The organism is Geminicoccus sp., assembly GCF_036263595.1.
GTDB lineage: Bacteria > Pseudomonadota > Alphaproteobacteria > Geminicoccales > Geminicoccaceae > Geminicoccus.
Genome location: NZ_DATAGQ010000044.1, coordinates 24802 through 38671 on the forward strand (window position 1 = coordinate 24802; position 13870 = coordinate 38671).

At 65.4% G+C, this 13870-nt stretch carries 13 protein-coding genes; 5 read left to right on the plus strand and 8 right to left on the minus strand.

Features of this window, described 5'->3' with window-relative positions:
* Window positions 1-31 precede the first annotated feature (31 nt).
* The 3 genes from VHL31_RS03450 to VHL31_RS03460 all read right to left on the minus strand — a co-directional run bounded on the left by VHL31_RS03450 (window position 32) and on the right by VHL31_RS03460 (window position 3371).
* Window positions 32-418: a DUF1850 domain-containing protein gene (locus VHL31_RS03450; protein ID WP_329659804.1), complete on the minus strand. Its 387-nt coding sequence runs from the start codon at window positions 416-418 to the stop codon at window positions 32-34.
* A complete protein-coding gene (locus VHL31_RS03455; protein ID WP_329659805.1) occupies window positions 376-2355 on the minus strand; it encodes a TRAP transporter permease in 1980 nt (659 codons plus the stop codon). The genes VHL31_RS03450 and VHL31_RS03455 overlap by 43 nt, the downstream gene beginning before the upstream one ends.
* 65 nt (window positions 2356-2420) lie before the next feature.
* A complete protein-coding gene (locus tag VHL31_RS03460; RefSeq protein WP_329659806.1) occupies window positions 2421-3371 on the minus strand; it encodes a TAXI family TRAP transporter solute-binding subunit in 951 nt (316 codons plus the stop codon).
* A gap of 118 nt (window positions 3372-3489) precedes the next feature.
* On the opposite strand from VHL31_RS03460, the gene VHL31_RS03465 reads away from it, so the two are divergent.
* From VHL31_RS03465 to VHL31_RS03475, 3 genes are read left to right on the plus strand one after another with little or no spacing between them, the layout of a single operon-like run.
* Window positions 3490-3933 (plus strand): hypothetical protein, encoded by a 444-nt coding sequence (locus VHL31_RS03465; protein WP_329659807.1) that lies wholly within the window; start codon window positions 3490-3492, stop codon window positions 3931-3933.
* Window positions 3926-4675: an SDR family oxidoreductase gene (locus VHL31_RS03470; protein WP_329659808.1), complete on the plus strand. Its 750-nt coding sequence runs from the start codon at window positions 3926-3928 to the stop codon at window positions 4673-4675. The genes VHL31_RS03465 and VHL31_RS03470 overlap by 8 nt, the downstream gene beginning before the upstream one ends.
* A gap of 8 nt (window positions 4676-4683) precedes the next feature.
* Window positions 4684-5955 (plus strand): cytochrome P450, encoded by a 1272-nt coding sequence (locus VHL31_RS03475; protein WP_329659809.1) that lies wholly within the window; start codon window positions 4684-4686, stop codon window positions 5953-5955.
* Here VHL31_RS03475 and VHL31_RS03480 read toward each other — a convergent pair.
* Window positions 5943-6596, minus strand: coding sequence for a DUF6134 family protein (locus VHL31_RS03480; protein ID WP_329659810.1), 654 nt, complete (start codon window positions 6594-6596; stop codon window positions 5943-5945). The genes VHL31_RS03475 and VHL31_RS03480 overlap by 13 nt on opposite strands.
* A 242-nt stretch (window positions 6597-6838) precedes the next feature.
* On the opposite strand from VHL31_RS03480, the gene VHL31_RS03485 reads away from it, so the two are divergent.
* Complete coding sequence (locus tag VHL31_RS03485) at window positions 6839-7861, plus strand: Gfo/Idh/MocA family oxidoreductase (RefSeq protein ID WP_329659811.1); 1023 nt, start codon at window positions 6839-6841, stop codon at window positions 7859-7861.
* Between the two features lie 5 nt (window positions 7862-7866).
* On the opposite strand, the gene VHL31_RS03490 is transcribed toward VHL31_RS03485, so the two are convergent.
* A complete protein-coding gene (locus VHL31_RS03490; protein WP_329659812.1) occupies window positions 7867-8211 on the minus strand; it encodes a hypothetical protein in 345 nt (114 codons plus the stop codon).
* Between the two features lie 260 nt (window positions 8212-8471).
* Between VHL31_RS03490 and VHL31_RS03495 the strand changes: the two genes are divergently transcribed.
* Window positions 8472-10472, plus strand: a complete 2001-nt coding sequence (locus tag VHL31_RS03495) for a PhoX family phosphatase (RefSeq protein ID WP_329659813.1) — start codon at window positions 8472-8474, stop codon at window positions 10470-10472.
* Window positions 10473-10635: 163 nt separating this feature from the next.
* Here VHL31_RS03495 and VHL31_RS03500 read toward each other — a convergent pair whose 3' ends face one another.
* The 3 genes from VHL31_RS03500 to VHL31_RS03510 form a co-directional block, all read right to left on the minus strand.
* Window positions 10636-11139, minus strand: a complete 504-nt coding sequence (locus tag VHL31_RS03500) for a hypothetical protein (protein WP_329659814.1) — start codon at window positions 11137-11139, stop codon at window positions 10636-10638.
* A gap of 130 nt (window positions 11140-11269) precedes the next feature.
* Window positions 11270-12664, minus strand: coding sequence for a cytochrome-c peroxidase (locus VHL31_RS03505; RefSeq protein ID WP_329659815.1), 1395 nt, complete (start codon window positions 12662-12664; stop codon window positions 11270-11272).
* A gap of 575 nt (window positions 12665-13239) precedes the next feature.
* Window positions 13240-13728 carry a hypothetical protein gene (locus VHL31_RS03510; RefSeq protein ID WP_329659816.1) on the minus strand — a complete coding sequence of 163 codons (489 nt, stop codon included), beginning with the start codon at window positions 13726-13728 and terminating at the stop codon, window positions 13240-13242.
* Window positions 13729-13870 lie beyond the last annotated feature (142 nt).

Consider the following 13870-nt stretch of genomic DNA (forward strand, 5'->3'; position numbering starts at 1 on the left):
GGCATTGCGCTGGTCTTGCCGGAGCCAGACGTCAGGGCATCTTGCATGGTGCAAGACGGAAGGGTGCCCCGGGCTCGATGCCGGTCAATTCCCGTACGCTGCGGCAGGTTCCGTCCTGGCAGATCTGCCAATCCGACGTCGCGCCACTGCGGGCGAAGACCAGTTCCCGCTGTGGCGGTAGGGCTGGCCGCCATGTCCAGCCTTGCCCGTTCCATGCGGCGCCCTCGCCGGGCTCCATGCCGGCCCCGCTGCCCTCGACCGTGGCAGACAGAGCCTCAAGACCTTGTTCGGTGACCCGCCACTGCTCGGACCAGCGCGTCATCTGGACGCTGTGAACCCAGCGCAGTTCGATCTCGGCCTTGCCGAGATCGAAGATCAGGCCGGCTGTCGCGAGACAGATCGTGAGCGGGTCCGCCACCAGTGCCATCCCAGCAGGAGTGCGCTCAAACCGAAGCCCATCTCATCCGTGATGGGCAGGGCCGTGACCAGGAGCGACGCCGCGACAGCGGCAAGGATCCGCTCCGCCCAGTTCAACGGGCCTAGCAGCCATCCTACGGTTGCACCTCCCCAGAGTCCGATCGAGATCACTGCCTTCAGCACGACATAGGCCGTGGCGACGTAGTCGTCGCCCTGCAGCATCAAGGCTGGCGAGTAAACGGCCATGAACGGCACCACGTAGCCGGCAATTGCGATGCGTGTGGCTGTGAAGCCGATCCACATGTGCGAGGCGCCGGCAATGGGCGAGGCGGCGAGCGCAGCCAGCGCCACCGGTGGCGTCAGGTCCGCCATGATCCCGAAATAGAAGACGAACATGTGGCTGACGATCAGCGGCACGCCGAGTTCGGCTAGCGCCGGGCCGGCGATCGAGGCCGTGATAATGTAGTTCGGGATTGTCGGAATGCCCGTGCCCAGGATCAGGCAGGCGACCATGGTCAGGAGGAGCGAAAGGAGCAGCGAGTTCTGGCCGACATCCACGATCCAGCCCGCGAAGTTGGAGGCAACGCCCGTCAGCGTGAGCGTGCCGACGATGGTGCCCACCAGCGCGCAGGCCACACCCACGGGCAAGGCGTGTCTCGCACCATCGGCGAGAGCGTCCCGGCAGAGCAGCAAGGTGGCGCGCCCGCCGGACGTGAACAGGCATACACCGACGAGCAGCAGGATCAGGATTGCGATGATGCCGATGCCGTAGCGGCCAAATCCGGCAGCACCGAGACCAAGCAGCACCCAGAACACGATGCGCAGCGCCTGGACGGGGATCTGGCCCGCGACAGGGGCGCCGAGCACCACCAGGGCCGTCAGCGCAAGCCCGACCGTGCCAGCGAACACGGGCGTGTAGCCAGTGAACAGCAGCCAGACCAGGGCCGCGAGCGGCAGGATCAGGAACCAGTCCCGCCGGAGCGCACCCAAGGCGCTTGGGCAGTCCTTCTTCGGCAGTCCGACCAGGCTGCGCTTGCCGGCTTCCAGATGGACGATCCAGAACGCCGTGGCGAAGTAGAGAGCGGCCGGAATGGCCGCGGCGATGGCGATCTCGACATACGGAACGTCGATCGTCTCGGCCATGATGAAGGCGACCGCTCCCATGACCGGCGGCATGATCTGCCCGCCCATGGACGCGGTGGCCTCGACGGCGCCGGAAAATGCGGCCGGGTAGCCGAACCGCTTCATGAGCGGGATCGTGAACTGCCCGGTGGTGACGACGTTCGCCACGCCGCTGCCGTTGATCGTGCCCATCAGGCCGGACGAGATCACGGCGACCTTGGCCGGGCCACCCTTGGTGTGCCCGACGGTGCCCATTGAGATGTCGTTGAAGAGGCGAATCATGCCGGCGCGTTCGAGGAACGCTCCGAACAGGATGAACAGGAAGATGAAGCTGGAGCTGACGTAGATCGCTGTGCCGTAGATGCCTTCGGTGCCCAGGTACATCTGGTCGACGACCTGGACGAAGTCGTAGGGCCGATGATCCAGTGGCGGCCGCAGGTACTCGCCGAACAGAGCGTAGAGGATGAAGGCGCCGCAGATGATCGGCAGGGCCAGCCCAAGCAGCCGGCGCGACGCCTCGAACACCAGGACGGTCACGGCCACGCCGACCACCAGATCCATGATGGTCGGGTCGCCCGCGCGCACGATCAAGGCGTCGTGGTAGACCCAGTGGTAGAGGCCCAGCACGAACCCGACGATGCCGAGGACCCAACCGGTCAATCGCAGCGTCCTGCTCCGTTCCCGCTCGGCCAGCAGGGCGAAACAGAGCAGTAGCAGGAAGCCGACATGGACGCTGCGCACGACCATGGACGGCAGGGGCGACAAGGCGGCCGTCCAGAGCTGGAAGGCCGAGAATGCCAGCGCGATCCCGAGCAAGGCGAGCCTTGCGGGGCCTCTGCCGAACGTCAGGACCCCGGGATCGTCTCCTGCTGCCAGTCCACTCAGAGCTTCATTCCCTTCTCCGAGTAGAATTTCTCCGCGCCAGGGTGGAGCGGGACCGGCATGCCTGCGAGGGCACCATCCAGTTTCATCGCCTTGGCCGCGGCATGGGCGGCCGCCATCTGATCCAGGTGGCCGAAGAGTTGCACGGTCATCTGGTAGCCGAGTTCCTCGGAAACATCGCTGTGGGTGACGAGGTAGTTCGGCACGGCGGCGGTGGCGGCGTCCGCATCTTGCCCCGCATAGGTGCCGGCCGGAATGGTGACGGCATAAAACGGCTTGCCGATCTTCTCGACCAGTGTCGCGTCGATCGGCACCACGCTGATGGCGACCGAACTGGCCAGATCGCGGATCGAGGCGACGCCCAGGCCGGCCGACTGCAAGGTCGCGTCCAGCTGCCGGTTCTTCATCAGTTCCACCGACTCGGCGAACGGCAGGTACTCGACCTTGCCCAGATCGTCATAGGACATGCCGGCTGCACCCAGCACCGCGCGCGCGTTGAGCTCGGTGCCTGACTTGGGCGCACCGACCGACAGGCGCTTGCCCTTCAGGTCGGCGAGCGAAGTGATCCCGCTTTCCTGAAGCGCCACGATCTGGATGTAGTTCGGGTAGATGGCCGCGATCCCGCGCAGCTTGTCGAGCTTCTGCTTGAAGCCCGCTTCCTCGCGGCCGTTCCAGGCGTCGATCAGGCTGTCGCCCAGCGTGAACGCGATCTCGCCCTTGCCCTGCTGGAGGAGGTTGAGATTCTCGACGGACGCCTTGGTGGCCTGCGCGGAGGTGCGGGCACCTTCGATCGTGTCGCCATAGATCTTCGCCAGCGCCACACCGAGCGGATAGTAGACACCCGACGTCCCACCGGTGAGGACGGTGACATATTCCGCGGCACGCAGGTCGCGGCCAGCAAGGGATGCACCAGCAAGAGCGGTGCCGAGGAGGAGGCGTCTGTCGAGCATGTCCGTATCCCTGTCCCTGATCTAAGACCACGCGTCGTGTGCGAGGATGCTTGACCGAACTGAGGCGGCACGTCCATCCGTCGGTTGACGCATCGGCGCAAAGGCCGTGGGAGGAACGATGGGCGGAATACCTGCTGCGCTCGGACGCGCGGTCTATGCCGAGATCGACGAACCGGCCTCAGGCGATGTGCTTGCGCAGGCGGCCGCATGGCTGGCACGGCTGGAGCCATGGTTCGGGACCTGCCGGTCGATCGGCATCACCCGGCACAGCATAGGCGCCACCGAGGTCACCGTGGTCTCCGCTGGTCACGAAGCAGACAGCGCGATCATCGTTCATCTGGCAACAGGAAGGCCGGCAGCCATAGGAACGCGGGTTCGCGTCGAGGGTGCTGCCGCTACCTTGCAGATGGACGGTCGCGGTGCTCGCGTGACCACGAAAGGACAAGTGCTAGCCACCGGCGCGATCGAACTGCCTGCCCGGGATCCGGCCAGGGCGGCTGTTCTGAACGAGGTTCTGGCCCGTGCGTTGACGAGCAGGGAAGTGGAGACGGTGAATGGTTGACAAGGTGCTGCTCGTCACTGGCGGCGGGCGCGGGATCGGTGCCGCAATCTGCCGGCTGGCGGCGCGGGATGGCTGGGACGTTGCGATCAACTACGCTGCCAGGCCGGAGCCTGCCGAGGAGGTCGCGGCGGCGGTTCGTGCAGCCGGGCGAAAGGCGGTCACCATTCCGGGCGACGTGGCCGACCAGGAAGCGGTCGTGAAGATCTTTGATCAGGCGGAGCAGGCTCTCGGCAAGCTCAGCGGCGTCGTCGTCAATGCAGGGATCGTGAACAAGGCGGCCCCGCTGGTCGACATCCCCATCGCCGAGATCCGTCGGGTGATCGACGTCGACCTGCTGGGTGCGATCTGGACAGCCCGTGAAGCGGTGGTGCGCATGGCGAAGTCCCGGGGCGGGCAGGGTGGCGTCATCGTCAACATCTCCTCGATGGCTGCGATCTTCTGCGGCGCCGGCGGGTTCGCCCCTTACGGTATTGCCAAGATTGGCGTCGATGCACTGACCGAGGGGCTGGGCAAGGACATCGCCCATGAAGGGATCCGGATCTGCGGGCTCAGGCCCGGATTGATCGACACCGACATCCAGCACGACACAGGAATCGAGAAGCGGCTGGAGCGGTTCGGTCCGACCGTGCCGATGGGCCGGCCCGGCACTGCGGACGAGGTGGCGGAAGCGGCGATCTGGCTTCTATCAGAAAAGGCCAGCTACGTCACCGCGACGACCTTCAACGTATCAGGCGGGCGCTAAGGCACGCCTTGCTAAAGCTCAAGCCGGCCAGCTCCCATATCTCGCTGGATGCCTCGGATCCCTCGTTCTTCCAGGATCCCTACCCGGCTTATGCCGTGGTTCGGCAGCAATGCCCGATCTTCTTCTGGGAAGAATACGGGCAGTGGTGCTTCAGCCGTATCGCCGACGTCGACGCCATCCTGCGCGACCGCCGGTTCGGCCGGGACATCTTCCATGTCGCGAGCCGTGCCGAGTTGGGATGGCCGGAGACGCCGGCGCATCTGGCGCCGTTCTATGCCGTCGAGGCCCACTCCATGCTGGAGCGGGAGCCACCTGTGCATACGCGGCTGCGGGCACAGGTGAACCGCAGCTTCGTGTCGCATCGGATCGAGGCGATGCGTCCACGCGTCGAGCAGTTGGCCAACGAGTTGATCGACCGTTTCCCCGCCGACCAGCCTGTGGATCTTCTTGCGGCCTACTGCACGCCGATCCCGATCACCGTGATCTGTGAGCTGTTGGGCGTGCCGGTGGACAAGGCGTCCGAGCTTCTGACTTGGTCGCATCGCATGGTCGCGATGTACCGGTTCGGGCGGACCCGGCAGGACGAGGATCTGGCGGTTGCGGCCAGCGAAGCCTTCGTGGCGTTCTTGCGGGCGCACGTGGCGGAACGGCGCCGCGTGCCTTGCGGCGACCTGATCAGCCAGCTTGCCGGCATCTGGAGCAAGGCCGAGCGCCTCTCGGACGACGAACTCATCTCCACCTGCATCCTGCTGCTGAACGCGGGCCACGAGGCAACGGTCCATGCGCTGGGCAATGGCATCAAAACGCTGATCGAGCAGGAGAGGGACCCGGCAAGGCTGTTCGCCAACGACGCGCTGGCCGCGGAGACGGTGGAGGAGATCCTCCGATTCGATCCGCCCTTGCACATGTTCAGCCGCTTCGCCCTGGAGGATCTGGAGATCGCAGGTCTGGCGCTTCGGAAGGGCGACAGGGTGGGGCTGCTGCTTGGCTCCGCTGGCCGTGACGACGCACGCTTCGTCGATGCCCAGCGCTTCGACCCGGCCAGGAGCGAGAAGCGCCACGTGGCGTTTGGGGCCGGGATCCATTTCTGCCTTGGGGCGTCCCTGGCCAGGCTGGAGATGCAGGTGGCGCTGGCCGTGCTGTTCAGGCGCTGCCCCAGGATCGATCTGGCCGAGCGGCCGCGGTATCGGAACAGCTGGCATTTCCACGGGCTGGAACGCCTGCTCGTCAGCTGCGGACGAACCGGCAAAGCCGCAACGAGTTGCCGTCAGATCGGATAGTAGTCGAGCTGTTCGCCCCGCGTCTTGAAGCTCGTGCGGATGAACCGGCCCTTGGCATCGTACCAGATGAATCCGGAGCGGCCCTGCGGACTGGTCAGTTCGTACCGGATGCCCTCGACGCTGCGTCCGTTGCCGAGATTGACCATCTCCTTCTTCGGCCCGCCATCGGCCTTCATCCTGATCAGGTCGGTGGTCTGGGTGTCGATCACCGCCGGCTGCCTGACGATGTCCTGGTTCCAGAACGAGATGTCGGTCATCGTCCCGACCGGCACCTTCAAGCGGCCCTTGGGGCCTTGGACCACGAGCTGGCTGCCGTCGGCCGCGAAGCTGACATCCGAGACGTCGCCGTCATCGGCGATGCGCGACTTGCCCTCGACGAGATGGCCGTCCTGCCAAGTTTCGACCGCATCCTGCTTGAACGAGGCGACCGTGATGAACGCCATCTTGACCTTGATGTCGATGGCGGTCGTCACCTTCACGCTGCTGCCCTGCGGCTCGAACCGGATGGCGTGACGGCCGATATCGTCACCCTTGCGGACGACCCTGAACGTGATGTCCTCGAACACAGCGGTGGCCGAGGCAGTCCGAGCAGCGACCAGCGAGCCTGCGGCGGCGATCAGGAGCGTGCGGCGTCGGATCATCAAGGGGTCTCCATGCAAAATGGCGCCAAGCTTCCGGCAGCCTGGGAGGGTGGCGTGGCTGGCTCCGGCGGGCATGGGCCCCTGGCGCCACGTCGCCCCACCCTTTACTGCACCATGTAGCAAGTCGCCGGGCAGCGAAACAGGTCACGCAGGCTTATCCACTGCAAACCGCGGCCAAGAGCGATGTTCGTGGGAGAACAACTGTGGCGTCGACGACAACAAGCCCGAGGCTGCGAGGGGTCATGGTCGGTTGCGGCTTCTTCGCCCGCAACCACCTGCTGGCCTGGCACCACATGGACGGCGTGGAACTGGTGGCCTTGTGCGACCTCGATGCCGGACGCCTGCAGGCTGCCGCCGACCTGATCGAGCAGGCTGGCGGGACCAGGCCGCGACTGTTCGCGGACCTGGACCAGATGCTGCGCGAGGTCCGGCCCGATTTCGTCGATGTCGTCACGACCATGGAAAGCCACGAGGCCCTGGTCGGGATCTGCGCCCGACACAAGGTGCCGACCATCTGCCAAAAACCGTTTGCGCCCGACATCGCGGCCGTGCGGCGGATCGTCGACGTGGCGGGCAGCGCCGGCATTCCCCTGATGGTCCACGAGAACTTCCGGTTCCAGGGGCCGATGATGCAGCTCAAGCAGGTGCTGGACGGCGGTGCCGTCGGACGTCCGGTCGCGGCCAGGCTGTCCTGGCGGTGCGGCTTCGAGGTTTTCAAGGGCCAGCCCTATCTCGCCAAGGTCGACCGTCTGGTCCTGCTCGACCTGGTCATCCACGTGTTTGACCTCGCCCGCTTCCTGTTCGGGGAGGTGGACCGCCTCTTGGCCCGCACGCAGAAGGTCCGCCCCGGTATCGCCGGGGAAGATGGCGCGGTCTGCCTGCTCGAGCATGGCAGCGGCGTGATCAGCGAGGTGCTGGGGTCCTACCACACCAAGATCGACCCGGACCCGTTCCCCGAGACCCTGGTGCGGATCGACGGAACGGACGGGTTCCTGGAGGTCGGCCACGGCTTCGAGATGACCATCACCCGTCACGACGGGACCGAGCAGCGCTCGATCGCGCCGGTGGCCCCGGACTGGGGCGACCCGGTCTGGGCGATGGTGCAGGAGAGCGTGCTCAATACCCAGGCGCACTTCATCGACTGCCTGCGCGAGGGAAGGGAGCCCGCGACGTCGGCGCGCGACAACGAGCGGACCTTCGCGCTGGTGGAGGCCGCCTACCGTTCGGCCGCCCAGGGGCGCTGGGTCGATCTCGCGACGGTCTGAGCCGCTCAGGCGCCCTTGCCGGCGTCCAGGGAAGCGTCGCGGGCAGGCGGCAGGGTTTCCCAGTCATGGCCGGCGGCGACCACGCAGGCCGTGCCGCTAGGGGCCGTGCTGACGATCGTCCAGGTGCCGCTCTCGGCCGAGGCGAAGACCTGCAGAAGGTGGCCATTGGACTGCAGGCCCAGCGAGACCGGTTCTTCCGCATACTCCTCGCGGAGCTGCTGGCGGATCCGGTCATAGCGGCTGCAGGGCAGTTCCAGCATGGCCCCGTCCCCTTCGTCTTCTGCCAGCGCGCCCTGGGCCTGGACCGTTGCCAGGGCAGCCAGGAGAACGACGACGGATCTGCGCGACATCGAGACCTCCGGATCGGCCACGCCACTCGCGTGCCGATGATCGGAGGATGCACGCAGATGATTAAGATCCGGTTATCAAGCCGGCCGCTTCCGGTGCCCTGGCCCAGCTCGCCCGGCGCTTGGCTGCCAGGATGCCGGTCCCGTCGGGGCAGTCTTCCCGGCGCCAACTCTCCGATCGTCATGTAGCCGTCACCAAGCACGCCTAGCCAGCCTGGAGCGGTTCCAGAGAACCGGACGATACAGGCCTTCCGAGGTAGGACATGACAGGCACGAGCGAAGATACTCGCAGGTTCCGTACTTCGCTGCTCGAGGACGTCGTCGGCGAGGGGCACAACCCCACCGACAACCCCACCATGGGCGAGATCATCGCCAAGCGCTTCTCCCGGCGCTCCATGCTGAAGGGATCGCTTGCGGCTTCCGCGATCACCGCGACCGTCGGCCCGGCGGCGCTGATGGCGGCCAAGGAGGCGCAGGCGGCCTCACCGTCGGCCTTCTCCTTCCCCGAGGTCACGGCCGGCGTGGACGACAGGCATCATGTCGCGGACGGCTACGACGCGCAGATCCTGCTGCGCTGGGGTGACCCGCTGTTCGCCGATGCGCCTGCGTTCGACCCGGCCAACCAGTCGGCCGAGGCCCAGGCTCGCCAGTTCGGCTACAACAACGACTATGTCGGCTATATCCCGATGCCCGGTGCCGCCGATCCCTCGGCGCATGGCCTGCTCGTGGTGAACCACGAGTATACCAACGAGCACCTGATGTTCCCGGGCATCGTGAAGATCGTGGACGGCGAGATCGAGGTGGCGCCCGCCGACCAGAAGCGGGTCGACATCGAGATGGCCGCGCATGGTGGCACGATCGTCGAGATCCGGAAGGTGGACGGCGCCTGGCAGGTGGTCCGCGACGGCAAGTACAACCGCCGCATCACCGCGGCCACGCCCATGCAGATCACCGGCCCCGCCGCCGGCAGCGACCGGATGAAGACCAAGGCGGACCCGGAAGGCCGGACCGTGCTCGGCACGATCAACAACTGCGCCGGCGGCGTCACGCCCTGGGGCACCTACATCATGGCCGAGGAGAACTTCCACGGCTACTTCATGGGCGAGCTCCCCGAGGGCCATGCCGAGGCGGCCAACTACAAGCGGGTGGGCGTGCCGGAAGGCACCTACGAGTGGGGCAAGTTCTACGAGCGCTTCGACGTCTTCAAGGAGCCGAACGAGCCGAACCGGTTCGGCTGGGTGGTCGAGGTCGACCCGTTCGATCCCGCCTCGACGCCCAAGAAGCGGACCGCCATCGGCCGCGTGAAGCATGAAGGTGCCGAATCGATCGTCGCCAGGGATGGGCAGGTGGTGCTCTATACCGGCGACGACGAGCGCTTCGACTATATCTACAAGTTCGTGACCGCCGGGAAGTTCGACCCGGCCAACCGCGACGCGAACATGGACCTGCTCGACCAGGGCACGCTCTATGTCGCGCGCTTCGATGTCGACGGCACCATGACCTGGCTGCCGCTGGTCCATGGCCAGGGGCCGCTGACCACAGAGAACGGCTTCGCCAGCCAAGCCGACGTGCTGATCGAGACGCGCCGGGCGGCCGACCTGCTGGGGGCCACCAAGATGGACCGACCGGAAGACATCCAGCCGAACGGCAGGAACGGCAAGGTCTACGCGATGCTCACCAACAACACCAAGCGCAAGTCCGACCAGGTCGACGCCGCCAACCCGCGCGCGGAAAACGCCTTCGGCCACATCATCGAGATTGCCGAGGAAGGCGGCGATTTCGCTGCCACCAAGGGCAGCTGGGAGATCCTGCTCAAGTGCGGCGACCCCGAGGTCGCCGAGGTCGGCGCCACCTTCTCGACGGAAACGACCGCGAACGGCTGGTTCGGCATGCCCGACAACTGCGCCATCGACTCCGAGGGCCGGCTCTGGGTCTCGACCGACGGCAACTCGCCCAAGGCGACCGGCCGTACCGACGGGCTCTGGGCGGTAGATACGGACGGCGAGGCGCGTGCGACCTCCAAGCTGTTCTTCCGCGTGCCGGTGGGCGCCGAGATGTGCGGCCCGCTGCTCTTGCCGGACGACCAGACCATGTTCCTCGCGGTCCAGCATCCGGCCGACGGCGGCGAGGACTGGGAAGGCTTCGGCCGTCCGTCCTACTACGAGGATCTGTCGACGCGCTGGCCGGACTTCGACCCGGCCATGCCGGTGCGTCCTTCGGTGGTCGTGATCACCAAGCAGGGCGGTGGCAAGATCGCGGTCTAATCGAAGGCAGCGGCCGGCCGCTTTCCGACAGCGGGAAGCGGCCCGACCGTCCATCGGCCGGCTCATGCTGGCGCGGGACCGGTGCGGATCAGGGCTTCCAGGACGGTGCACGGATCGTCGTGCACATAGCGTTCCATCAGCTGCCGGAACGCGCCGGGTTCGTTCATGCGCGGGGATTCGCCGGAAGGGCAGGGATGCCCCTGCGCGGCCGGCGGCCGGCAGGGGTGGCCTTGGCTGCTGGCTGCTCGGCCGCCCGGTGCAGCGTGCCCGAGCGATAGATCCCGAGCTCCCGCATCGCCCTGGCACGCGCAAGCTCGGCGCGGGCCTGGTAGCGCAGGATGGTCTCCAGGCTGAGCGCCTCTTCCGACCCGTCCCACCACCGCTCTTCCAGTGCCTGGGCACGGCGAAGCTGCCAGGCGGCATGGGCGATCGCCCGGACCAGCTCCTGCTCCTGGGCATCGATCGGCCGATAGGCGGCGCGCAGGCCGACGAGCAGCCCATCGAACCCGGCCTGCTCGGCGGGATCGTCCAGGATGACATTGCGGGCGCATAGGCCGTGGCGTCTCGCATTGGCGGACGATCTGGCCTTGCCTTCCGGCGTGCGGGGACCGCGCGAGCGGGCGCCATTGCTGCGGGCGGCGTCGATCTGAGCAGCGGAACGGGGCATGGCGGGGCAACCCTGGCTCATGGCAGTGTGAGCGCAGGGTATCAGGAATATTTACAGATTTATAGGAATAAAAAGCAGGAACCATCTGCGCCGATAGCTAGGAGCAGCCACCGCCAGCTCCCGATTCTGCTCAGGGCTTCTTCGGCGTACGCTCATCCGACAGCGTCTTCATGTAGGCCACGATGGCCGCCTCCTCCGAGGCAGTCAGCCCGAGGTTCCCGACGACGAACACGGCAGGGTTGGGGAATTCTGGGGCGGGCCAGCAGTTGTTCTGCAGCGCTTCCTTTTCCGTCGCCTGGGTGATGCCCAGCGATTCGCATGACCGCAGCACGTCGCGCGTGTTGTAGAAATGGACCAGACTTTCCAGGCTCTTGAACCAGCCATTATGGGTGTAGGCCTTCTTGAAACTCGCGCTCAGCCCCTTGGCCACGTTGCGCAGCGTCGGCGTTCTGAAGCTTCCTGCCTGGACGTCCGTGACGTGCGCCCTCAGTCCCGTCTTCGCACCCTTGGCGACGCCCTGGATCTGGCGATTGAAGGGCACACCGATATGGTGGAACCGGTTGTCGGTATAGAGCTGCTTTGGCGCCTCACCTTTGGGATCGGCGGGCTCGCCCCGCGGCACGCCATTGTGGCACGCCGTACAACGGGCGTCCTTTCCTCCGCGGTTCAGCTCGGAATCGATGCCATAGAACAGATCGTGACCCAGGTTTTCCTGGTCCGTGAACCCGACCAGGGGGAACGCGTGGTCGGGATCATCGGCAAGCTTCTTGTCCCGCCTGGAGCTGAAGGAATTCACGTCGCTCGATGCCTGCCAGGCCGCAAGCGCCACCGCGAGCCGCTTGAAGCTGGTGCGGCACGCCGGATTCGCCTTCGGATTCGGGCTGCAGTCGATGTCGCCTCCATAGGCCTGTCTGTACAGATCCTTGTACTTGGCCGTCTTGACCTGCTGGCAGACATTCTTCTCTCGGATGTTCTGCTCGACGTCATTCGGAAAGGGGTTCAGGGCCTGATCGGCGATCGGACCGAGGTACTTCGCGTATCTGGCCTGCAAGGATGACGGCAGGCCCGACGACCTGATCGTGGCGCTGACGGCTCCTCGCGGCTCCGCCGTCGGGCAGTCGGCGCCAGGCGTTGCCCCGCAGCCTTCGGCACGGCCATCCCAGAAGTTGCCGCCTTCCCAGGGTGCGGTGAACGGGCCGAAGCTGCCGCGCCGGAACGGGGGACTGAAGCTCGCATAGGCGTTGGCATGTGGCTTGATGTTGCCCACCGCGTGCGGCTTCGCGCCCGGTGCCACCACCGTGGTGGCGTTGATGGTGGCATTGGGCAGGATCCAGCCTCTTGCGGGATCGTGGCATGACGCACACGCCTGCTTGTTGGCAGGGATGGAAAGCTTCTCGTCGAAGAAGATGTTCTTGCCCAGTGACTCGATGGGCTCCAGCGCATCAGCGCCTGCAGGCCCGAAGATGACGGGTGCGGCCGCTACCGAAGCTAGGATCAGGGATCTTGTATAAGGCTTTGTCGACATTTTTATGCTTCTCCCTGCAACCGATGCTCTTCTTTTTTTCGTTCCGCGGTACATGAACCGACTTGATCAACCTTTTCTTCGATGTTCGACTTGTCGCGAGCTGGCGCTTCACGGCTCGATGGGGGATGAGCCGTGAAGCGCAGCCGAGCGGTTTCCTCCCGCGCAGTCGCGGGGTCAGAGCCGCATCCGCCGAGCCAGCTGGGCATTGCCTTCTGACAGCCCAGCCCGCGTCACTCATGGTGAGTGGGGGGGTACGGGCGAATGCTGCCGGGGCTCAGCCACACCGGGACGACCGATCGAAATCTGCTGCCGGCCGTGGCGCCACGGAGCGCAGATGCCTGCGCCCCGTGGACCGGTCCGAATTGCGGCCGCGTCGAAAATCAACGGCCAAGCCGAAGGAATGGAGGCTGCCGGCTCCCGTCGGGGCAAGAACGCCAACTTGCCTTGACGACGGGCCTCCGTCTCGCTGCCACACCTGACTGACTGAGAAGAAAATGGGCTGGATACCTGCCACAACGGATGCGCTGCGGCAGGTATCTCGGGAACAGAAGCAATGTCAGTGGAAGGTAGTTAACTCAGTACGACGGCTGCTCCGGGGCCTTTGGGGGCTGCGGCGGATACTTCGGCGGCTCCGGATGCTTAGGCGGGGTGGGCTTGTCGATCTTGAACCAGCAAACCAAGTCAACCTTCGCGACCTTGCCGTATTTCTTGAAGTTGACCGCAACCGCGCTCAGCTTGGTCTTTGCATATTCCTTGCCGAAATCAACCTTGCACTCGAAGTTCTTCTTGATGACATCCTTGTAGAAGAGAAACTTTCTCTTGATATCCTTGTCCTTGAATTCGCACTTGACTACCTTGTAATACTTTTTCTTCTCCGCGACCTTCTTGATGTCGATCTTTACGTCGTTGGAGTATAGATCGATCTTCTGGCCCTTGATCTTCAATGGCACCTTACAGGTTTCATCCTTTACATCGATTACTGCTGATTTCTGGTCATTATAGGTTGCTACGGCAGGTTCTTGCGCCGACGCAGCAGCGGCTCCCAGTCCAACTGCCGTCGTCACGAGGACGGTTTGAAGAACCTAGCCGTGCGATCTGGGATGTGATTCGCTTCTGCTGGCAGCGGGAGGGCAGCAGCGATGGGTGGATCACCTGGGTTGTTCGACCTGGATGAGCGTTACGTGGCACTGAGCGCGTCGGGTGATC